Raw genomic sequence first — 21,710 nt, 5'->3', positions numbered from 1 at the left:
CAATTCTAAAATACTTAAATAACCTGAATTCGTAGTAAAACATTTCCATATTTTAATACAGAAGGATGATTAACGGCTCAATGCAGTAGGTTCATTCCTGTTTTTTGAAGATCAATTCTTTTTTATAGGGTGCCAGATTTTTATTTTTTTATGAAATTATTTACTGTATTTTAACACTTTGACGGATTTAAGCTGTTTCTTATTATTTTTTTCCTTTTCAGGTCTTATTTCTATAAATGTTAAACGATTGTTTAAAATTAAACAGTTTAAGCTTTATTATTTTGTATGGGTTTTAATGATGTAAAAATGAATGATTTATCCTTTGTTGTGTTTAAAATACTATTTTAAACATAGTTTTCTTTTGGTATATTGTTTAAAATATTGGGAAATATTAACAGACGTATTCAAAATAATTTTATATTTGGATTATATAATAATAGTCTATGAAAAAAATATTGGTATCAACTGCTTTATTGGCGGGCGTTCTATCTTACGCAGGAGGCTTCAGAGTTTCTCTGCAAGGGGTAAAACAGTTGGCGATGGCACATACGAGTGCCCATGCCGAAGATGCGAGTGTGACATTCTTCAACCCGGCGGGTATGTCATTTATCCCCTCTAAACTGAGTGTAGTGGCAGGAGGATTTGGTGCAAGTAATAAAGTTACTTTTCAAAATTTGAATACTTTACAAAGTACGGAAACAGATAATCCTATAGGGACACCGATCTATGCAGCGATTACTTATAAACCAATAGAAAAACTTTCGGTAGGTTTCAGTTTCTCTACACCATTCGGAAGTACAATCAAATGGCCAGAAAATTGGGAAGGCAAAGAGCTGGTACAGAAGATGGAGCTGAAAAGTTTCTACTTCCAGCCGATGGTTTCTGTGAAACTGGCAGATTGGGTGTCTTTCGGTGCGAGCTATATCTACGCAAAAGGAAAAGTAGACTGGGATAAGGCTGTAACACAGTTCAACGGACAAGTGAATATCAATGATGAGAAAGCAAGCGGACATGGGTATGGATTCGGTTTCTATTTCAGACCTGATCCTAAACTGGATGTAAGTATTGCCTACCGTTCAGCAATCGATATGAAAGCTAAAAACGGAACAGCTACCTTCAAATTTCCTACACAGACTCCTTACTCTCTGCTGAAACTGAATGCTGCGGGACAGGACGGATTCTCTGCAACATTGCCATTGGTAGAAGAATATACTATCGGTTTAACGTATAAAATAACTCCGAAATGGTTGGTCTCAGCTGACTTCAACTACCATGGATGGGAGCGATACAGCAAACTTACATTAGACTTTGATAATGCTCCTATTGGAAACCAGACAGATCCGACAATACTCGTGAATCCTAAAAACTTCAGAAATACCAAAACATTCAGATTGGGAACCCAATATGCATTCTCTAATATAATCTATGGACGTTTGGGAGCGTATTATGATGAATCTCCTTATTCTGACGATCACTTTATTCCTGAAACACCATCATATGACACATTTGTAGTTACCGGTGGACTTGGGTTCAAGCTAAAACAGTTCGGAGTTGATTTGGCAGGAGGATATGCAATGCCTAAAGCCAGAGATGTAAATAATGCCAATATCGGACTTTACGGACAGTCGAAAGCTACTGCATTCTACTTTGGTCTAGGTTTATCTTATAACCCTTTTTAATTGAAAGACTATGAAAAAAATTATAATATCGACTATTGCAGTTTCTGCACTTCTTTTTACAGTAACCAGCTGTAAAACCGATTTTGATACTGATGTGAAAGACATTCAGGTATCAAAAGGAAGCGCCGATTTTACAAGATATGTTGCCCTGGGAAATTCCCTTACTTCCGGATATAGAGACGGAGCTCTTTATATTGACGGACAGAATGAATCTTATCCGTCAATGATCGCCCAGCAGATGAAATTAGTGGGTGGAGGAGAATTCAAACAGCCTTTAATGGCGGATAATAACGGAGGCCTTATTCTGGCAACTTCGCCAACATCTACTTTACAGATTGCCAATACAAAACTTTATATTAAAGGCTTTGTTGATGGAAGTCCTGAGCTGGATAATGCCAATGGTAACGTAGCAACAACAGTTGTAAACACAGTGCTTTCCGGTCCTTTTAATAACCTTGGTGTTCCGGGAGCTAAAGTGGCTCATTTATTGGCCCCTGGTTATGGAAATGTTCAGGGAGTTGGTCCGAAAACAGCGAATCCTTATTTTGTAAGATTTGCATCTGAGCCCAATACTTCTGTAATTGCAGACTTTAAAAAACAGAACCCTACGTTCTTCTCATTATGGATTGGGAATAATGATGCTTTATTATATGCTTTGGCTGGTGCAGACAGTTCAGTAGAAACATTGACACCTCCGGCACAGTTTGCCCAATATTATAATATGCTGATTGATCAGATTGCAAGTACTAATGCTAAAGGAGTAATTGCCAATATTCCAAGTGTAACTTCTGTTCCTGCTTTAACTACGATTCCTACAAATCCTTTGACAGCAGCTGTTTTAGGAAAAGGAAATGTTGCTGTAGGTGAAGCTACAATTGATGATCTGAATAAGAACGTATATGGACCTTTAAGCCAGATCTTAACGGCTCTTGGTGCTGGTGACAGAATTAAACCGCTTTCTAAAACTGCAGCCAACCCATTGCTGATTAAAGATGAAAGTATTACCAATTTAGGAGCACAAATCACAGCGGCAGCGGCAGGTTCCGGAAATCCGACTTTAGTGGCTCTTTCTGTTTACCTTGGTGCTACTTACGGACAGGCAAGACAGGCAAAAGCAGGAGATCTTATTCCTTTGACAACAAAAGCTGCTATTGGTACACTTGAAACACTTCCTCCGGGAATTCCGGCATCTCTTGGAGCTAGAGGAGTAGCTTATCCGTTTGCAGATAAATATGTTTTGGTTCCGTCTGAAATTACAGAGATCAACAGTGCAATTGATGCTTATAATGTTACAATTAAAGCTGCGGCTACTGCAAAAGGATATGCTTTTGTAGATGCAAATGCTAAATTAAAAGAACTTTCCAGCAATTCAGGAATCGTTTGGGATGGAGTAAAATATACCGCTAAATTTGTATCAGGAGGGGCATTCTCTTTAGATGGTGTTCACTTAACAGGTAGAGGATATGGTGTTATTGCCAATGAATTTATTAAGGCGATCAATGCCGGGTATAATTCCTCTTTACCACAGGTAGACCCGAATAAATATTCAGGAGTTAAACTTCCATAATAATTGATAAAATAAAAACTTAGAAGCCACAGGAGTAAATCTTGTGGTTTTTTTTTAAATTTGCAAAATCTTTTAAAAAGTAAAAATGGCCGATCAGTTAAGTTATCTATTTTGTACAAGAACCAGCAGGGACTTGGCAGAGAAAATTGCCCAGAGTTATGGGAAAGAATTAGGAAAAATCAACTTTCAGGAGTTCAGCGATGGAGAATTTGAGCCTGTTTTGGACGAATCTGTGAGAGGAGGAAGAGTTTTCCTGATTGGATCTACGTTCCCTCCTGCAGACAATCTATTGGAACTTCTTCTAATGATTGATGCAGCGAAAAGAGCTTCTGCAAAGAGCATTACCGTTGTAATCCCTTACTTCGGACTTGCCAGACAGGACAGAAAAGACAAACCAAGAGCGCCGATCGGTGCTAAGTTAGTTGCCAACCTTCTTACAGCAGCAGGTGCAACAAGAGTGATGACAATGGATCTTCACGCAGATCAGATTCAGGGATTCTTCGAAATTCCGGTTGATCATTTATATGCTTCTACGATCTTCGTTGATTATATCAAATCTTTAAATCTTGACAACCTTACAATTGCTTCTCCGGATATGGGAGGTGCAAAAAGAGCGAAAAACTATGCAGGTCACCTTGGTGCAGAAGTAGTAATTGCCTATAAGGAAAGAAAAAAAGCAAATGTTGTAGAAGAAATGTTCCTTATCGGGGATGTTACAGGTAAGAATGTAATTCTTATTGATGATATGATCGATACTGCAGGAACGCTTTGTAAAGCTGCAGATATCCTTATTGAAAAAGGTGCAAAAACAGTAAGAGCAATGGCAACTCACGGAGTGCTTTCAGGAAAGGCTTACGAGAATATTGAGAATTCAAAAATTCTGGAAGTTATTGTAACTGACTCAATTCCTGTTAAAAATAATTTGTCATCTAAAATAAAAGTGCTATCTTGCGCCCCGTTATTTGCAGACGTTATGACCATGGTTCATGAGCACAAATCAATCAGTAGCAAGTTTGTTATTTAATTGATTTTAAATGATTTGCAAATTAAATTAAGAACAATTTTTTAAATTTTTATAAAATGAAATCTATTACAATTCAAGGTACAAAAAGAGAAAGCGTGGGCAAAAAGTCTACAAAAGCTTTACGTGATGCTGAATTAGTTCCTTGTGTTGTTTATGGAGGTGATGCACCTTTAAACTTCTCTGCTGAAGAGAGAGCTTTCAAAGGATTAGTTTACACTCCTGAAGCACACACGGTATCTATTGAAGTTGACGGAAAAACAATCCCAGCTGTTCTTCAGGATATTCAGTTCCACCCAATTACAGACAAAATTCTTCACATCGACTTCTATCAGTTATCTGACGATAAGCCAGTGATCATGGAAGTTCCGGTAAGAATTACAGGACGTGCAAAAGGTGTTGTAGCTGGTGGTGTTTTACGTCAGTCTTTCAGAAAATTGAAAGTAAAAGCTATTCCTGCTAACTTACCAGATGAGATCGTTGTTGATGTTACTCCATTAAGAATCGGTAACAAACTTTATGTAGGAGGAATCAAGACAGAAGGATATTCTTTCATGCACCCGGACAACGCAGTAGTAGCTGCTGTTAAGATGTCTAGAAATGCAATGAAAGGTGGTGCTGCGGCAATGGATGATGAGGATGAAGAAGAAGTTGCAACTGAAGAAGGTGCGGCTCCTGAAGCAGCAGCTGAAACTGCAGCAGAATAAGAATCGCTTATTTAAACAATATAGAAACCCATCATTTTTTGATGGGTTTTTTATTATACCTATGTAATTATTTCTCTTCCTCTTCCTATCATGCATTTTCTCCACTACCCGCTATTGAATATTTCTATCAACTGACAAGTATCAGTTCCCAACCTCATGCTTCCTTTCGAAAAAAAAGCCGTAAATTTGAAGAGTTCTAAATAAGAACGTCTTAATTTAAAAAATAAATAAATGTTTGACATTCAGGAAATAAGAAGCCAGTTTTCTATATTGGACAGAGAAGTGAATGGTAAACCCTTGGTTTATCTGGACAATGCCGCCACATCGCAAAAGCCAAATTCGGTTTTGGAAGTCTGTCACGCATATTATACAGAACTTAACGCCAATGTTCACAGAGGAATTCATACCTTAAGCCAGCTGGCAACTGAAGAGATGGAACTTTCGAGAAGAAAAATCCAGAAATTCATCAATGCAGAACATGATTTTGAAGTTATTTTTACAAAGGGAACTACAGAAGGTTTAAACCTTATTGCTTATATTTTAACACAAAAGCTGCAAAAAGATGATGAGATTATCATTTCATATCTTGAGCATCATTCCAATATTGTCCCATGGCAGATGCTGTGTGAAAGAACCGGAGCCAAACTTCGTGTGATCCCTATTGATGAAAACGGTATTCTTCAGATGGATCATTTTGATCAGTTTTTGAGCGAAAAAACGAAGGTTGTTTCTGTAAACCAGGTTTCCAATGCACTGGGAATTGTGAATCCCATTGAAGAAATTATTGCTAAAACAAGAAAGAATACAGATGCTTATGTTGTAATAGATGGAGCTCAGTCTGCTCCACATTTCGATATTGATGTTCAGAAAATGGATTGTGATTTCTTTGTATTCTCGGGCCATAAAATGTATGCTCCGATGGGAACGGGAATCTTGTACGGAAAACGTGAAATATTGGAAGTTTTGCCGCCGTTTCACGGAGGAGGAGAGATGATTGCTACATGTTCTTTTGAGGGGACTACTTATGCAGGGCTTCCATTTAAATATGAGGCAGGAACTCCTAATGTAGGTGGAAATATTGCCTTGGGAGCAGCTGTTGATTTTATGAACAGAGTAGGACATGAAAATATTCAGAATCATGAAAATGCTTTATTGGAATATGCCCAAAGACAGCTTTTAGAAATTGAAGGTTTGAAAGTATACGGTGAAAAAGCAAAGAGAACAGGAGTTGTTTCATTTAATCTGGAAGGAGTAGGAATTGCTTCAGACGTGGGAATGATCCTTGATAAAATGGGAATTGCTGTAAGAACAGGGCATCACTGTACGCAGCCGATTATGAATTTCTTTAATATTGCAGGAACGGTAAGAGCAAGTTTTGCCGTTTATAATACTTTTGAAGAGATTGATCGTTTGGTAGAAGGAGTGAAAAAGGCACAGAGAATGTTGAGCTAATCAATAATTATTCTTTTAAAATATAAATTAAAGCAGCTACAAAGCTGCTTTTTTTATTAATCCGGTTCACAGGTGCAACGTCCGTTCCTGATCACCTGATGATATCCGTCAGCACATGCAAGGCAGATTTCTCCTCCTGCCATAATTTTTTTCATTTTGTCTTTGGTCATCTTTTTCATATTAAAATAGTTTTAAAGTATTTGTAATCAGATATAAATATACAATAATATTGAAAATACAACTTATTTTCAGGTAGATATGAAAAAAAGAAGTCCTGTCAATCAATGACAGGACTTTGTATGTTGTAAAACCTTAATTGGAGATCTTAAAGATTCGGTTTCCAGTCAACGACTGCTCTGATGAATGCTTCTGCATTCTCTACAGGAACGTTAGGAAGAATTCCGTGTCCAAGGTTGGCAATATATCTGTCTTTTCCGAAACGGTTGATCATTTCATTCACCATCTTCTTAATTGTCTCCGGTGTAGAATGAAGCCTTGCAGGATCAAAGTTTCCTTGCAGGGTCATGGTGTGATTGGTAAGCGTTCTTGCAAATTCTGGCTTGATCGTCCAGTCAACACCAAGAGCAGATGCTTTAGACATCGTCATATCTTCCAATGCAAACCAGCATCCTTTTCCAAATACCACGACATGGGTAAGCGGACTCAATGCTTCAACGATCTGGTTGATGTACTGCCATGAGAACTCCTGGTAATCCGTAGGAGAAAGCATTCCTCCCCATGAATCAAAGACCTGTACTGCAGAAACTCCTTTCTCAACCTTTCTCTTTAAATAGGCAATAGTAGTATCTGTAATCTTCTGAAGTAACAAATGAGCGGCTTCAGGCTGCTGAAAACAGAAAGATTTGGCAATATCAAATGCTTTACTTCCTTTTCCTTCCACGCAATAACAAAGGATAGTCCACGGAGAACCAGCAAAACCGATCAATGGAATTTCATTGTCAAGTTTCTGAAGAGTCAGCTCAATAGCATCAAAAACATAACCTAAAGTATCATTCACATCCGGAGTTTCAATATTCTGAACCTGTTCCATTGTTCTGATCGGGGTATCCAACCACGGGCCAACAGATTCTTTCATTTTGAAATCAATTCCCATAGCCTGAGGAACTACCAGGATATCCGAAAAAAGAATCGCTGCATCCAACGGAAATCTGCGGATAGGCTGTAATGTAATTTCAGCAGCCAGTTCAGGAGTCTGACATCTTGTAAAGAAGTCATATTGGTCTCTCAGGGCAATGAATTCCGGCAGATATCTTCCAGCCTGCCTCATCATCCAGACAGGAGGTCTTTCAACGGTTTCTCCGCGAAGTGCTTTTAAATATAGGTCGTTTTTAATCATAATCTATTGTAAACTCATATAATACCGTTCAGATACGGCAAAAGATATTCTAAATTCTATTTCCGAACTCCTTTCTGATCAGCTCAAAGATGGAGGTCAGCGTATTTTCTTCAGAAGTGAAAATTGCTTTCTGAGTATAATTTCTCAGCTCACCCGAAGTCGTTTCCCCGATTGAAAAAAGCTTCATGCCTTCCAGGGAATTTCGCCTTGCAAAACTACGAACTCCGCTCGGACTAAAAAATACTGCAGCATGATATTTTTCAGGTATTAAAGGATTGATTTCCTCGGTATTATATATAGTGATTTTTTTATAGCTGATGTTTTGCAGAGGGAGATCTTTATCCAGAACATTGATCGCAAGATTTCCGCAAAAGTGAAGAAACTGTTCGTGCTGGCAGTTCCCGATAATAAACCTTGAAAGGGTTTCAGCGTTTTTCAGAACCTTAAAAGTTCCAAAACCATGTTTTCTCAGTGCTCTTTTGGTCTTCTCACCTACACAGTAAATTTTATTGTAATTCTTCGCCGTAAAATCTTCATTAGGCTTAAACCGATTCTTGAAAAATGCGTTCACCCCATTGACACTGGTGAAAATCAAAGAATAATTTTTCAGCTCAAACGGACTGATCATAATCGGTTGTGTCTTAATTACCTCAATGCAATCAACCCCAATATCCTCTCCTAATTCTTTGGATATTATATTGTGGTCTATATTTTTGGTAAATAAGATTTTCATGTCTGTAGATTAGTAAATGAAAAAGAAAGTTAAAAGAATCTGATCCGGAATTAATTGTTTAATCTCTTAGATCTGGCTTTTGATTTCTGCCATCAATTCTTTTCCACCGTTTTCAAGAACAACTTTAGCAAACCTCTCTCCAAAGTTTTCTGTTGAATTATACACGAAGTTTTCATCAACAGCAATGCAGTTTTTGCCATCCAAAGAGCAAAGGGCTGCTTTGAAGCGGATCTGATCACCGATAATTTCTGCAAAAGCTCCAATAGGTGCAGTACAGCCTCCTTCTAAAGTGCTTAAGAAGTTTCTTTCGATTTCTACGCAGATCTGGGTAGGTTGATGATTGATCTTGCTTACAATTTCATTGATCTCAGGCTTGTCAGTATGACCGGCCACAGAAATAACACCTTGGGATGGTGCCGAAATCATTAATGGAAGCATTTCGTAATCAATTTCCATCTTCATTCTTTTGATGCCCGCCAAAGATAGAATAGTAGCATCAAAATCTCCGTCTTCCAGTTTTTGAAGTCTGGTTTGGATATTTCCACGGATATCCGAAAAATCAGTTGTTGGATAATTTCTCAGCCAGAAAGCTCTTCTTCTCAAACTGCTGGTAGCAAGTTTAAGCTCATGGAACTCTTTATTTCTTGCAGATTCTTTTCTGATCAGGATGTCCTGTGGATAATCTCTTTCAAGATAAGCAATCATCTCAATGTTCTGAGGTAATTGCGTAGGAACATCTTTCAAAGAATGTACGGCAATGTCAATCTCATCATTCAGCAGGGCAATATCAAGGTCTCTCGTAAAGACTCCTGTGATTCCCAGAGAATATAAGGGCTGATTAAGGTTCTTATCGCCTGAAGAAACGATAGGAACAATTTCCGTTAAATAATTATTGTTCTGAAGGTGCCTCGCAACCTCTCTAGCCTGCCAAAGTGCAAGTGCGGAATTTCTTGTTCCGATTCTAATGCTTTTCATTGAATTCGTTGTTTGGTTGTTCAACTAATATTTCGTGCATTAATTTACTAATTTCTTCGGCTTTTAAAGGATTATCGATGATATATTTTGCAAAACGGTTGGTGATTTTCTGGATCATTTTATCAGAAAGTTCCATATCCGTGATGTTTATGTATTTATTCTTTTTATAAAAATTGTGCATTTCGTTGCGCTCCATATTCTTTAAAACCGCTTTGAAATGATGAATATTAGGTGCCAGTTTTCTCTTTTTTTCCCACTCAATGAAGTCTTTCATCAGTTCTTTGATGATCTTTTCAGCTTTTGGGATTTCTTTTTCCCGCTGCTGGATGGTTTCCTGGATCTGTTTTGAAAGCTCGTCAACATCAATCAGTGTTACGTTTTCGTTTTCTGTAACGTTCTTTTCAACGTTGTGCGGAATAGAAAGATCGATCACCAGTGTTTCTTTCCCGTTCGGGAAATGAGATCGGTTGATGATAGGATGTTTGGCTCCTGTTGCTACAATGAGAATATCTGTATTTTTTAATTCCTGGTCAAAATCAGAATAATCAACGTGAGGAATATTGTATTTCTGAGAAATTTTTTCAGCTTTCTCCTGGGTTCTGTTGGCAATCTTTATTTTAGGCTGATAAACATGTTTTACAAGGTTATCAACCGTATTCTGCCCGATTTCACCCACCCCTAAAAGAAGAATGTTCTTTTCAGTAATTCTCTTCTGGCTGTTTAAGATGTAATGAACGGCAGCGTAAGATACGGAAGCGGCTCCATTGGAGATTCCCGTTTCATTTTTTATCCGTTTCGAAATCTGGATCGCTGCATTGATGGCCCTTTCCAGATATGGATTTGAATTTTGTCGTTCTTTTTTAAAACGGCTATATGCTTTTTTGATCTGCCCGATGATTTCAAAATCTCCGATAATCTGACTTTCAAGTCCGGCAGCCACTCTGAAAAGATGGATCAAAGCCTCTTCTTTGGTAAGAATATTGGCAAACTGCAGAAAATCTGTAATATTGACTCCGATGGTTTTGCAGTATTCTTCCGCTACTAGAAGATAATTGGATGAAGTAGTGTAGATCTCCGTCCTGTTACATGTGGAGACTACAAATGCATCTCCAAGATCTTCCTGATGGACCCGGGAAACAAAGTTTTTGATGTTTTCATCAAAGAATGCAAATTTTCCTCTCGTTTCTACATCAGCCTTCTCGTAGCTTATGGAAAGCACGGCAAAATTGGAGGTTTGATGGATGTTGGAATACTGTAACATAAGCAGTCGCAAATTTACGCTTTTTTTAATTAAGTACCCTCTGATAGTGTATATGATAATTATCGTAAAAAACTATAAGCCAATAGAGGAAATATAAGGGCGACTTGTCCTGTGGATTTCGGGCCTCAGGTGTTTTTCTTTTTTTAATTTTCAAAACAGAAGTTAAAATGATTGATGATATTGGCTGCAACTGTATTTTCTTTTGTTTTATTGGAGCCCTCTCTGAAGGCCTTATTCGCCATTTTAACACCCCATGAATTTTAGTTGAAATCAAACTCTGTAAATGTCTAAACAGAAAGTTAATAAAGAATTATAAATTTTAATAAAATTTTAACCAAATAATGTTGGTGGGAAATTTCTTTAGTAGTGTTAAATTTATATCTTTGTAAACTTAAAATCAGAAGAAAAATATGAGTTTATTTGATATGTTTACGCAAGAAATTGCGATAGACCTTGGAACTGCTAATACCCTAATTATCCATAATAATAAAATTGTTATAGATCAACCGTCAATTGTTGCAATTGAACGTTCATCGGGTAAACCGATTGCTGTCGGTGAGCAGGCTAAGCATATGCAAGGTAAAACTCACGAGGATATCAAAACGATCCGCCCTTTGAAAGACGGTGTTATCGCTGATTTCCATGCTTCTGAACATATGATCAAGGAGTTTATCAAAAAAATTCCTGGTATTAAAGGTAAATTCATACAACCTGCATTACGAATCGTAATCTGTATTCCTTCTGGTATTACTGAAGTTGAAAAAAGAGCGGTAAGAGACTCTGCTCAGAAAGTAAACGCAAAAGAAGTAAGATTGATCTACGAACCAATGGCTGCTGCCATAGGGGTGGGGATCGACGTACAAAAGCCTGAAGGGAATATGATCATTGATATAGGTGGTGGTACTACGGAAATTGCTGTAGTAGCCTTAGGAGGTATCGTTTGCGACAAATCCGTAAAGATTGCAGGCGACGTATTTACCAATGATATTGCTTATTACTTACGAACACACCATAACCTTTATATCGGAGAAAGAACTGCTGAAAGAATCAAAATTGAAGTAGGTTCTGCAGTTGAAGATCTTGATGTAGACATCGAAGATATCCCGGTACAAGGTAGAGACCTGATCACTGGGAAGCCTAAAGAAATTATGGTGGGATATAAAGAGATTGCCCGTGCATTAGACAAATCAATCATCAGAATTGAAGATGCCGTAATGGAAACTCTTTCACTTACTCCGCCGGAACTTGCTGCTGATATTTACAAAACAGGTATTTATCTTGCCGGAGGTGGTGCATTATTAAGAGGTCTTGCAGACAGAATCCACAAAAAAACAGGTCTTCCTGTATTTGTAGCGGAAGATCCGTTGAGAGCTGTTGTTCGCGGAACAGGGATTGCACTTAAGAATATGGATAAATTCAATTTCTTAATTAAATAATTTTAACCTTTTACGACGATATATCTGAATGGGATTTTTGCTGAGATTATTTTCGAAGAATACTCTTTTCGTCTTCTTTATATTCCTGCAAATTATTGCTCTGGTTCTCATATTCTCCAGAAATGCCATGCAGAGATCCTGGATAGCGGGCCAGACAGCTGCCGTAAATTCCTGGGTTTCCGGATATATTGATGAGGGGGTTTCCTATCTGAAACTTAAGCAGATCAATGAAGATCTTGTAGTGCAGAATAAAGCCCTTATGGCCGAGCTTTATGGAAAAGACGGGACAAAAGTTCCGGTCTTCAAAAGAGTTCATGATACTATTGGGGGCGGTCAGATCTATACTTTTGTAGATGGAGAAATTGTTTTTAACAGTATCAACAGAAGGAACAATTATTTTACGATCAACCGTGGCCGCAGAGACGGAGTGTTCCCTCAAATGGGGGTAATGGCTCCTAAAGGAATCGCAGGAATCGTAATCAATTCTACAGATAGCTATGCATTGGTTCAGTCTGTGCTGAGTGTAAGCAAGATCAGAATTAATGCCGCACTGAAAAATTCAGGATATTTTGGAACTTTAACATGGAACGGAGATAACTCCAGGGTGATGCACCTTGCGGATATCCCGAAATATGTAGCCTTAAAGATCGGAGATACCGTAGTAACAGACGGAAAATCAGCTATTTTCCCGAAAGGGGTTACAATCGGTACTATTGCAGGATATTCTGTAGACAATAAAACCGGATTCTGGGACATCTCAGTTGAGCTGAGCGAAAAAATGGGATCGTTGAATAAAGTATACGTAGTAAAGAATCTTAAAAAGGCAGAAGTGCAGAAGATTCAGGATACTATGCAGGCTGTAATAAAAAAAGAAAATGATTAGCAGGACTTTATTTACCGACATATTGATTATGATCTTCCTTGTCGCATTACAAATTGTTGTATTGGACAGGATTACCGTTTTCGGGAAATATACACCGGTATTATATCCTGTATTTGTCATGTTCTATCCCTTTTTCAGAAATAAATTTCAATTCCTGGCCCTAAGTTTTTTAATAGGTCTTACTATTGACGGGTTTCATTATTCATGGGGGATCAATGCATTTGCAACAACCTTGATTGCTTATTTCAGGACATTGATTTTCAGGACCTCTACAGATACCTCTACAGACTTTTTTTCTTTTCAGTCCCTTCAATGGGCGCAGTTTTTGCTGTTTTTATTTTCAAGTATTTTTCTGCATCAGCTTTTAGTACAGTATATTGAGTTCTTTAAGTTCAGCAGATTTTTTGAAATATTATTTAATGTGTTGGTGACCAGTGTAATTTCATTTATCTTTATAGTTATTTACGCATTAATATTTAAAATCAAACAAAAAGTTTGAACACACGTTATTTTAAAATTTTTTCCATTCTCGTTGCTATCGCCCTTATTTTTGTGGCGAGGCTTGCGTATTTGCAGTTGTTTACAGACCGTTATGCATTAAATGCAGCCAATACTTCCATTAAAACTGAATATATCATCCCGCAGCGTGGGGTAATTTTTGACAGGAATGGAAAAATCATGGTGGGAAATCAGCCGGCCTACGAAGTTTCGTTTACACAGGCTTTGATGAAGCCGGATTTTGATACCCTTGGGTTCTGCAGCCTGATGAAGATTTCTAAAAATGATTTCATCAACAGGATCAATTTTATCAAAAAAGAAAAATATTATTCCAAGCTGACCCCTATGACTTTCCTGAAAGACCTCAGCAGGGAAGATATTGCAAGAGTCCAGGAAATCATCTTCAAATATCCTGCTTTTAATATTGTACAGCGTCCACAGCGCCAGTACGAAGTTTCCACTTCCGGTAACCTTTTAGGATATACCAGTGAGGTAAATGACCCGGAGATTAAAAAAGATTCTACTTATTACCTGCCTGGTGATTTTATCGGAAAAAAAGGTGTGGAAAAATCTTATGAAAAAGAGCTTCGTGGGGTAAAAGGAGTGAAATATATCCAAAAAGATATCAGACTCCGTAATATTGGTTCCTATAAAAACGGTACCCTTGACAAAGATGTTATTACAGGGAAAGATGTTACCCTTACCATTGATTACGATCTTCAGAGAATGGCTGAAGAAATGCTGGTCAATAAGCATGGTGCGATTGTTGCCATTGACCCGAATAACGGTGAGATTTTAACGTTGGCTACTGGCCCTGATGTTGACCCTAATTTATTTACAGGACCTTATAAATCCAAGAATATTTATACCCTGAATAAAGATACGCTGTATGAGAACAAACCTATGTTTGACAGATCTGTTCAGGCAGCATATCCTCCCGGATCTACATTTAAATTGCTGACGGCACTTGCAGGAATGCAGATGGGGGTAATGGATGAAAAAACAATTTTCCCGTGTGGAGGCGGATTCTATTATAAAGGATTAAGAATTAAAGGACACGGTGGAGCTGATCCTCTGATTCCTTCAATTCAGGTTTCCAGTAACTGTTATTTCTCGCATGCTTACCTGGCGATCATGAATAAATATCCTGGAAATCCTTCAAAAGGAGTTGACGAATGGAAAAAGATCATGAACAGTTTCGGGGTTGGGGAATTCTTAAATAACGACCTGGCTTCGGGAGCAAAAGGAAGAATTCCGAGCGGAGAGTTTTATGAGAAAAGAATGAAATCTATTCTTAAGGCAAGCGGTTCAACAAAAGATTATAAAAACTGGGATCCTTTAGCTACAGGAGCTGTCTTTAACGGAATGGGGCAGGGAGATGTCATGCTTACTCCTTTACAGATGGCCAATTTCGTAGCGGCCATTGCTAATAAGGGCTGGTATTATACGCCTCACATCGTTAAAGCGATTGATGGAAAAGCCAATCCGGACCCAAGGTTTAAGGTAAAACATAAAACCCTGGTAGATGCCAAGCATTTCGAGCCGGTATTGAAAGGAATGGAAGCGGTGGTTCTAAGAGGAACGGCGAGAAGTCTGAAATCCAATGACTTTACTCAGTTGGCAAAGACAGGTACAGCACAGGTTCCACAAGGAAAGGATAACTCGATTTTTGTACTGATTGCTCCTGCAGACAAACCTAAAATTGTTGTTGCTGCGGTAATGGAACATGCCGGGTTTGGTGCAACTTGGGCAGGACCAGCTTGTACAGTGATCGCTGAAAAATATATCACAGGAGATCTGAAAAGAGAAAATCTTTACAAAAAAATGACCACAGCGAGCTTTATGCCTGAATATAAAAGGCAATGGGTAGTGGATCTGAAACGTAAAGGTCTTTATGTTGATCCTAAAATGGATTCGGTCAAACGTAAAAGAATGCAGGACAGCCTTGACTTTGTAAAACAACAGAAGGCCAAGCTGAAGAAAAGAATAGAAGAAGAAACAAAAAATAATAACACTGCTAAAAAACCGGCAAAACAATGAAATGGACTGAAGGAATAGATAAGTTGGGCCTTGGGCTGTATTTCCTGCTTTGCATTTTTGCCATTGCAAATATTTACAGTGTTGACCAGAAATTAGGAGAAAAGCAATTGATTTTCTTTTGTATTTCATTATTTGTAGGGCTGATCATATTTGTAGGAAGAAGTAAATTCTTCGAGAATATGGCCGGCATCATTTATATAGGCGGAGTTCTTTTACTGATAGGATTATTCCCGTTTGGTAAAGAGATTCTGGGGCAGAAGAACTGGTATAAGTTCGGAAGCTTCACCATGCAGCCCGTTGAATTTGCAAAGATCGGTACCGCATTGATGCTTGCGAATTATGTATCAAGCCCGGATTTTAACCTTAAAAACAGAAAATCCCTGCTGACAGCATTAGCTATTATCGGAATCCCTGCTGCAGTGGTTCTTATGATTCCGGATGTGGGATCTATGCTGGTATTTATTGCATTTTTTATTGCCCTTTACAGAGAAGGTTTAAGCGGCCTTTTATTTGGGATAGGGTTTATTTTTGCAGCTGTTTTTCTTATTGCATTGGCGATACCACCTGTATATGTTGCGGTGAGCGTTTTGTTGATCGCAGGTGTTTTGATCGCTATGAACTATCATAGAATGTCCTGGGATATTATTACCATTTCCGGAATTGCCGGATCAGTTCTCTTGTTGTGTGGGCTGGCATTTGGCTCACCTTATATTCTGGAGAAGCTTCCGAAGCACCAGAGAGAAAGAATTGAGGTTCTTTACAAAGGAGAGAAAGCATTCAGAGATACATCGGGTTATAACTTATTGTATTCGAAAACAGCAATTGGTTCCGGAGGTCTTACAGGTAAAGGATATCGTGAAGGATCGGTAACCCAGGGTAAATTCGTTCCTGAACAGGAAACCGATTATATTTTCTGTACGGTAGGAGAAGAATGGGGGTTTGCAGGCAGTGCAGCACTTATTCTCTGTTATATGATCTATATAGGAAGGATCTACTATCTGGCGGAGAGACAGAAATCTACTTTTAACCGTGTATTCGGATATTGTTTTGCATCAATTCTGCTGATGCACTTTTCAATCAATTTAGGGATGGTTATGGGGCTTTTCCCGACGGTAGGGATTCCTTTGCCGTATTTTAGCTACGGAGGTAGTTCCTTATTAGCTTTCTCTATGATGACCTTTATTTTCTTTAAACTTAATTATTCGGATAAGAATAGTTTGGTATAACTTTTATATCTACTTGATAATATGTATTTTTGGTGTAAAATTATTACACCATGAAAAAAACACGCTTATTCCTTGGCTTGATCTTGCCTTTAGGTCTATTTGGGCAATCAGTAGTAGTAGTACCCAATACTGAAAATTACGGTCAAAACGGTATTGTGTATAATAATACTTTATTCTTTTCTAAAAACAAAAAATTAGCTCGATTTGATGGTACTTCAGTTGTAAGTCTTCCTAACCCTATTTATAATGGTAATGCTATTGATGGAGAACTGGCAGGAACTATGATTATCTATAATAATAAACTTTGTTATAATTACGATTATAAGTATGAAACTACTTTTCCTCCTGATATCTTATATAAAGATTATCTTATTACTTATGATGGAACTGTAGAAAATGTTATTTTGAATACGGCTGCTGGCAATACAAGAGGAATATTTATAGATGATAATGGAAATGGAAATGAGCCTGTTTTATATAATGGTAAAATGGTTTTCAGAGGAAGTAGTTCCGGTATCTTGCACTTATTTACATTTGATGGACAAACAATCGTTAAAATTAATAACCACAATAATATTAATTCTACGCATAATGACTTAAATCTTGGAAATTGGGCCCATGTACATGATAATGTTCTGTATTTTGGTTATCATCATGATGGAAGCTTTTGGGGTCTCGGGAAGTTTGATGGTACCAATGTAACTAAGCTTACAAATAATGATTATGAATATCATAAAAGTATTTTTACTCTTAATAACATATTATATTTTAAAATGTACTTTATGAGCGTTCCGGGAAGCTATAGTATTGGGACCTATAATCCACTTACAAATGTTCTGTCAAAGGTTCCAGGGCCTAATATGTTCCAGAGTGATGAAGACGTCCCTTTAATTTATAATTCTAAGGCTTATATAACGAGTCAGGGTTTCAAGTTCGCAATTTTTGATGGAGTTACTACTACCGAGATCCCCAACTTGAATATAAATGATAAAGGTGTTGCTGGTAAACGTATATTATTTGGAAATACTATTTATTTTCCCTACCAGGATAGTAATTTGAATTACTTTCTTGGAAAATTTTCGGGAACAAATATTTCTTTAATACCTAATATCTCCACGTCTGATAAGGGAATTGGAAAATCTCTTACTACGTTCAATGGCGAGTTGTATTTTACTTATACTACTGCATCAATCTCCTATTTGGCAAAATCCGATGGCCAGACTATTACCGTAATGCCAAATCCTGATAATGGAGCAGGTGTTCAGGACTCTAAATTTGTAGTTTATGGGAATGATCTTTATTTTCCATATAAAAATGCAGCAGGAACCATTGTGCTGGCCAAATATGGTACTACAGTACTGAATACAAAAGAAGAAGTTAAGAACAATAATAATATTATTGTATATAAAGACAATAAAGGGTTTTCTGTAGTCTCAAAAATAAAAGAGATCGCTAACGTTGAAATAATGGATGCTTCGGGGAAAATGATCTCCCATGAAAAGGTGAATAATCTGAAGTATTCTTTTGAACTGAACACTACCGGGATTTTTATCATTAAAGTTACTTTAAAGGACGGTGAGGTTTTCACACAAAAGATTAGAAGTTAAAATGTATCAGTTTATACTTATAAAATACATTTTACTAAAATATTAAATAAATTATTACACCATGAAAAAATCACGCTTATTCCTTGGCTTGATCTTGCCTTTAGGCCTATTTGGGCAATCAGTAGTAGTAGTACCCAATACTGAAAATTACGGTCAAAATGGTATTGTTTACAATAATTCTATGTTTTTCTCTAAGAATAGTAAACTCGTAAAATTTGATGGAGGGACGGTAGTTACGATTCCTGAACCTCTGTATAATAACCAGCCAATAAATGGAATCTTATCTGGAAGTATGGTTATCTATAATAATAAACTGTGCTATAATTATGATTATACTGTAGGAGGCAGTCCTGTTAATGAATGGCAAAATAAAGAGTTTTTGGTTACGTATGATGGAGTGACTCAAAATGCTTTTTTAAATCCAGAAGTAGTTTATTCTTCGAGAGGAATTTATATTGGAGATAATGGGAATGAATATGAACCTATAGTAAGTAATGGGAAATTATTTTTGAAGGGTGCTTATTATACAGGATCAAGGTCTAATTTATACTCTTTTGATGGACAGAACATTTTAAAAATAAATAATGTAGATAATCAAACTGATCAGGCTACTGGGGAGGTAAAACTAGGAAATTGGGCTTTAGACTATAATAATGAACTTTACTTTGGTTATCAGGACTATAATATGACATGGCCGGGTATTGCAAAATTTAATGGAACTAATATCGTTAGGATCAATAGTGATAATTATAAAGAATATTGGGGAAGTATTTTTAATCTTAATAACAAGTTGTACTTTAAAATTAATTTTATAGATGTTAGCGGTGGATATGGGATTGGAACTTATGATCCTTTGACTAATACTTTGTCCAAAACCCCTACTCCCAGTTTGGCATACAGTGGACCTGAAAAGCCTTTGATTTTTAATTCTCAGGCTTTTATAACAGTAGGAAATATTATACTTTCTGTATTTGATGGTGTGACAGTTAACCAGATTGCGAAGGTTGGAGTAAATGATAAAGGTGTGGTTGGGAGGCGTGTTCTATATGGGAATAATGTTTACTTTCCGTATGAGAATAGTAATTCTAATACCCTTTTGGGTAAATACTCAGGATCAGGTATTTCTTTAACACCTAATCTTTCGACAACTGATAAAGGTATAGGGAAAAATCTCGTAGAGTTTAACGGTGATCTTTATTTTACTTATACAATTTCTGCCGTTTCTCCTAATACAGCTCCTTCTTATCTTGCAAAATATGATGGTAATGCCATTACTGTCTTCCCTAATCCTGATAATGGAGAAGGAGTAATTGATAAAAAATTTGTAATTTATGGAGATGATCTTTATTTCCCATATAAAAATGCAGCAGGAACTGTTGTGTTGGCCAAATATGGTAATACAGTTCTGAATACAAAAGAAGAAGTTAAGAATAAGAATACCAACATTTCTGTATATAAGGATGGCAAAGGTTTTTCTGTAGTCTCAAAAATAAAAGAGATCGCTAAAGTTGAAATAATGGATGTTTCGGGGAAAATGATCTCCCATGAAAAGGTGAATAATCTGAAGTATTCTTTTGAACTGAACACTACCGGTATTTTTATCATTAAAGTTACTTTAAAGGACGGTGAGGTTTTCACACAAAAAATTAGAAATTAAAATACACAGGCCACCGTTTTGGGTGACCTTATCATTATGAAAGAAGCTTATATTCTAGACGAAAATTTTGAAAACACAGACTTTTCACAACAATTTTTAGAAAAAGGAGAATACGAAAACTGCACATTCAGAAACTGTAATTTTGAATACTCAGACCTGTCAGGGATCAGTTTTTCAGACTGTGATTTTATTGGATGTAACCTCAGTATGGCGAAACTTACCTCAACGGCATTCCGAAATGCTTTTTTCAAAGAATGTAAAATGCTTGGCCTGCAGTTTAATGATTGTAATGCTTTTGGTTTGTCCTTTAAATTTGATGAATGCTCTCTTCATAATTCTGTTTTCTATCAAACTTCAATAAAGAGAACTGTGTTCAGAAATTCAAAACTGATTGAAGTGGATTTTACAGAATGTGACCTGTCTAATGCAGTGATTAGTAACTGTGATCTTTCCGGAGCCACTTTCGATAATACAAATCTTGAAAAGGCAGATTTAAGGACTTCCGTTAATTACTCGATAGATCCTTCTTTAAATAGGCTTAAAAAGGCTAAATTTTCGCTTTCAGAAGTATATGGGCTATTATATAAGCTGGATATTGAAATCGATAGGAATAGCTAGGTTTTGGAGGCGGTATTAAAATGCCGTCATTTTTATCGGAGAAATAGAATTATAGAGATTGTTAACAAAATTCAATAGAAGCGGGCTTTAGCCCGCTTTTTATATGAAAAATACATCATTGTTTTAGCCAAAACTTAACAGGAAATAAGGGATATAAAAAAGCCATCAGAATTCTGATGGCTTCATTATTTAAATCAATTATTTATAAAATTAAAAATTTGCGGGTGTAGCTGGAGTAACAGCGGCTAAGTTATTGTAAGCTTCTCCTTCTTCGTTGATCACTCTTTTGGCAAATCTGAACTTAGGTCCCCAATAAGAGTCGTTCAGCGAAGAGATCATTACTCCTTTTGATGTTGCTGCGTGGATAAATTTAATCTCTCCCTCTTCAGTAACACTTTCTACAATACCTACGTGAGAAATTCTTCTTCCATGAGAAAAGAAGATTAAGTCTCCTTTCTGTAAGTCTCCTTTTTCCACTCTTTCACCTTCCTGAGCCTGTGAAGCCGCTACTCTTGGTAAGCTAAGGCCTGCTGCTGCTCCGAATACAGAAAGAACAAAAGCTGAACAATCAATACCTCTTCTTGTTGTTCCTCCGTATCTGTAAGGAGTTCCAAGGTATGTTTCAGCTTCAGTAAGGATACCGTCAATGGTTTTATTGTATTTGACTGCCTTGGCAATCTCAGAATTCTTAATTGCTTTTTTAGCATTTGCGATAGATGCCGCCTTTTCAGCAAGGAAAGAGTCGATTAATTTCTGCTTATCCTGCTCCATTTTTTTGCTGTCTATAGAAGCTAGTTTGGCATCCGTTTTGTATTCTTTAGTGTAAGTTGCTGGTTTTGAAACTACATAATTAGTAGCACACGATTGCAATGAAACTGTAGAGACTAAAGCAACTAAATAAAACAAAACTCTTTTCTTCATATATATTTGATTAACCGTGTTAAAAATGGAATATTTATTTTCAAAAGCATTACAAAAGTAGAGATTCCGAGC

Annotated in this window: 19 protein-coding genes; 13 read left to right on the top strand and 6 right to left on the bottom strand. The window is 37.0% G+C overall.

Annotation, left to right across the window (positions count from 1 at the left end):
- Positions 1–443: 443 nt before the first annotated feature.
- The 5 genes from ACTJJF_RS12725 (at position 444) to ACTJJF_RS12705 (ending at position 6,426) form a co-directional block, all read left to right on the top strand.
- Positions 444–1,679 carry an OmpP1/FadL family transporter gene (locus ACTJJF_RS12725; protein ID WP_312297217.1) on the top strand — a complete coding sequence of 412 codons (1,236 nt, stop codon included), beginning with the start codon at positions 444–446 and terminating at the stop codon, positions 1,677–1,679.
- A 10-nt stretch (positions 1,680–1,689) separates the two neighbouring features.
- On the top strand, positions 1,690–3,246 hold the full coding sequence (locus tag ACTJJF_RS12720; RefSeq protein ID WP_440699887.1) for a G-D-S-L family lipolytic protein: 1,557 nt from the start codon (positions 1,690–1,692) through the stop codon (positions 3,244–3,246).
- A gap of 85 nt (positions 3,247–3,331) precedes the next feature.
- Complete coding sequence (locus ACTJJF_RS12715; RefSeq protein WP_047098691.1) at positions 3,332–4,270, top strand: ribose-phosphate pyrophosphokinase; 939 nt, start codon at positions 3,332–3,334, stop codon at positions 4,268–4,270.
- A gap of 56 nt (positions 4,271–4,326) precedes the next feature.
- Complete coding sequence (locus ACTJJF_RS12710; protein ID WP_440699886.1) at positions 4,327–4,974, top strand: 50S ribosomal protein L25/general stress protein Ctc; 648 nt, start codon at positions 4,327–4,329, stop codon at positions 4,972–4,974.
- A gap of 231 nt (positions 4,975–5,205) precedes the next feature.
- The gene (locus tag ACTJJF_RS12705; RefSeq protein ID WP_440699885.1) at positions 5,206–6,426 is read left to right on the top strand and encodes an aminotransferase class V-fold PLP-dependent enzyme; all 1,221 of its coding nucleotides are present in this window, start codon (positions 5,206–5,208) and stop codon (positions 6,424–6,426) included.
- A 56-nt stretch (positions 6,427–6,482) separates the two neighbouring features.
- Here the strand turns inward: ACTJJF_RS12705 and ACTJJF_RS12700 are convergent, their stop codons facing one another.
- The 5 genes from ACTJJF_RS12700 to hemA form a co-directional block, all read right to left on the bottom strand.
- A complete protein-coding gene (locus ACTJJF_RS12700) occupies positions 6,483–6,605 on the bottom strand; it encodes a GNAT family acetyltransferase (protein ID WP_065400077.1) in 123 nt (40 codons plus the stop codon).
- 146 nt (positions 6,606–6,751) lie between these two features.
- Positions 6,752–7,783 carry a uroporphyrinogen decarboxylase gene (gene hemE / locus ACTJJF_RS12695; RefSeq protein ID WP_089692984.1) on the bottom strand — a complete coding sequence of 344 codons (1,032 nt, stop codon included), beginning with the start codon at positions 7,781–7,783 and terminating at the stop codon, positions 6,752–6,754.
- Between the two features lie 49 nt (positions 7,784–7,832).
- On the bottom strand, positions 7,833–8,516 hold the full coding sequence (locus tag ACTJJF_RS12690; protein WP_440699884.1) for a uroporphyrinogen-III synthase: 684 nt from the start codon (positions 8,514–8,516) through the stop codon (positions 7,833–7,835).
- 66 nt (positions 8,517–8,582) lie between these two features.
- On the bottom strand, positions 8,583–9,491 hold the full coding sequence (gene hemC, locus ACTJJF_RS12685) for a hydroxymethylbilane synthase (protein ID WP_440699883.1): 909 nt from the start codon (positions 9,489–9,491) through the stop codon (positions 8,583–8,585).
- Positions 9,478–10,752, bottom strand: coding sequence for a glutamyl-tRNA reductase (hemA, locus tag ACTJJF_RS12680; protein WP_312297203.1), 1,275 nt, complete (start codon positions 10,750–10,752; stop codon positions 9,478–9,480). Before hemA ends, hemC begins: the two co-directional genes overlap by 14 nt.
- Before the next feature lie 410 nt (positions 10,753–11,162).
- Between hemA and ACTJJF_RS12675 the strand changes: the two genes are divergently transcribed.
- From ACTJJF_RS12675 to ACTJJF_RS12640, 8 genes are all read left to right on the top strand, one after another.
- On the top strand, positions 11,163–12,188 hold the full coding sequence (locus ACTJJF_RS12675; protein WP_002982450.1) for a rod shape-determining protein: 1,026 nt from the start codon (positions 11,163–11,165) through the stop codon (positions 12,186–12,188).
- A gap of 28 nt (positions 12,189–12,216) precedes the next feature.
- Positions 12,217–13,071: a rod shape-determining protein MreC gene (mreC, locus tag ACTJJF_RS12670; RefSeq protein WP_312297201.1), complete on the top strand. Its 855-nt coding sequence runs from the start codon at positions 12,217–12,219 to the stop codon at positions 13,069–13,071.
- Positions 13,064–13,570, top strand: coding sequence for a rod shape-determining protein MreD (locus ACTJJF_RS12665; RefSeq protein ID WP_312297199.1), 507 nt, complete (start codon positions 13,064–13,066; stop codon positions 13,568–13,570). The genes mreC and ACTJJF_RS12665 overlap by 8 nt, the downstream gene beginning before the upstream one ends.
- The gene (locus tag ACTJJF_RS12660; protein WP_440699882.1) at positions 13,567–15,609 is read left to right on the top strand and encodes a peptidoglycan D,D-transpeptidase FtsI family protein; all 2,043 of its coding nucleotides are present in this window, start codon (positions 13,567–13,569) and stop codon (positions 15,607–15,609) included. The genes ACTJJF_RS12665 and ACTJJF_RS12660 overlap by 4 nt, the downstream gene beginning before the upstream one ends.
- Entirely contained in the window at positions 15,606–16,835 is a 1,230-nt protein-coding gene (gene rodA / locus ACTJJF_RS12655) for a rod shape-determining protein RodA (RefSeq protein WP_440699881.1), read from the top strand. Before ACTJJF_RS12660 ends, rodA begins: the two co-directional genes overlap by 4 nt.
- A gap of 50 nt (positions 16,836–16,885) precedes the next feature.
- The gene (locus ACTJJF_RS12650) at positions 16,886–18,442 is read left to right on the top strand and encodes a hypothetical protein (RefSeq protein ID WP_440699880.1); all 1,557 of its coding nucleotides are present in this window, start codon (positions 16,886–16,888) and stop codon (positions 18,440–18,442) included.
- A 61-nt stretch (positions 18,443–18,503) separates the two neighbouring features.
- Positions 18,504–20,099, top strand: a complete 1,596-nt coding sequence (locus tag ACTJJF_RS12645; protein WP_440699879.1) for a hypothetical protein — start codon at positions 18,504–18,506, stop codon at positions 20,097–20,099.
- 36 nt (positions 20,100–20,135) lie between these two features.
- Positions 20,136–20,717, top strand: a complete 582-nt coding sequence (locus ACTJJF_RS12640; protein ID WP_440699878.1) for a pentapeptide repeat-containing protein — start codon at positions 20,136–20,138, stop codon at positions 20,715–20,717.
- A 210-nt stretch (positions 20,718–20,927) separates the two neighbouring features.
- Here ACTJJF_RS12640 and ACTJJF_RS12635 read toward each other — a convergent pair whose 3' ends face one another.
- Positions 20,928–21,638, bottom strand: coding sequence for a C40 family peptidase (locus ACTJJF_RS12635; RefSeq protein ID WP_065400087.1), 711 nt, complete (start codon positions 21,636–21,638; stop codon positions 20,928–20,930).
- Positions 21,639–21,710 lie beyond the last annotated feature (72 nt).

The sequence above is a fragment of the Chryseobacterium sp. 22458 genome (assembly GCF_052044975.1).
Taxonomy (GTDB): domain Bacteria; phylum Bacteroidota; class Bacteroidia; order Flavobacteriales; family Weeksellaceae; genus Chryseobacterium.
The sequence above is the reverse complement of the archived record's forward strand: the minus strand, read 5'-3'. Positions and strand labels throughout refer to the sequence as shown.

Coding starts and splice junctions, on each gene's coding strand:
- ACTJJF_RS12705 (WP_440699885.1), top strand. CDS start 5,206: ATGTTTGACATTCAGGAAATAAGAAGCCAGTTTTCTATATTGGACAGA.
- hemA (WP_312297203.1), bottom strand. CDS start 10,752: ATGTTACAGTATTCCAACATCCATCAAACCTCCAATTTTGCCGTGCTT.
- ACTJJF_RS12635 (WP_065400087.1), bottom strand. CDS start 21,638: ATGAAGAAAAGAGTTTTGTTTTATTTAGTTGCTTTAGTCTCTACAGTT.
- ACTJJF_RS12720 (WP_440699887.1), top strand. CDS start 1,690: ATGAAAAAAATTATAATATCGACTATTGCAGTTTCTGCACTTCTTTTT.
- ACTJJF_RS12725 (WP_312297217.1), top strand. CDS start 444: ATGAAAAAAATATTGGTATCAACTGCTTTATTGGCGGGCGTTCTATCT.
- ACTJJF_RS12700 (WP_065400077.1), bottom strand. CDS start 6,605: ATGAAAAAGATGACCAAAGACAAAATGAAAAAAATTATGGCAGGAGGA.
- ACTJJF_RS12645 (WP_440699879.1), top strand. CDS start 18,504: ATGAAAAAATCACGCTTATTCCTTGGCTTGATCTTGCCTTTAGGCCTA.
- hemC (WP_440699883.1), bottom strand. CDS start 9,491: ATGAAAAGCATTAGAATCGGAACAAGAAATTCCGCACTTGCACTTTGG.
- ACTJJF_RS12650 (WP_440699880.1), top strand. CDS start 16,886: ATGAAAAAAACACGCTTATTCCTTGGCTTGATCTTGCCTTTAGGTCTA.
- ACTJJF_RS12715 (WP_047098691.1), top strand. CDS start 3,332: ATGGCCGATCAGTTAAGTTATCTATTTTGTACAAGAACCAGCAGGGAC.
- ACTJJF_RS12690 (WP_440699884.1), bottom strand. CDS start 8,516: ATGAAAATCTTATTTACCAAAAATATAGACCACAATATAATATCCAAA.
- ACTJJF_RS12640 (WP_440699878.1), top strand. CDS start 20,136: ATGAAAGAAGCTTATATTCTAGACGAAAATTTTGAAAACACAGACTTT.
- ACTJJF_RS12675 (WP_002982450.1), top strand. CDS start 11,163: ATGAGTTTATTTGATATGTTTACGCAAGAAATTGCGATAGACCTTGGA.
- hemE (WP_089692984.1), bottom strand. CDS start 7,783: ATGATTAAAAACGACCTATATTTAAAAGCACTTCGCGGAGAAACCGTT.
- rodA (WP_440699881.1), top strand. CDS start 15,606: ATGAAATGGACTGAAGGAATAGATAAGTTGGGCCTTGGGCTGTATTTC.
- ACTJJF_RS12665 (WP_312297199.1), top strand. CDS start 13,064: ATGATTAGCAGGACTTTATTTACCGACATATTGATTATGATCTTCCTT.
- mreC (WP_312297201.1), top strand. CDS start 12,217: ATGGGATTTTTGCTGAGATTATTTTCGAAGAATACTCTTTTCGTCTTC.
- ACTJJF_RS12710 (WP_440699886.1), top strand. CDS start 4,327: ATGAAATCTATTACAATTCAAGGTACAAAAAGAGAAAGCGTGGGCAAA.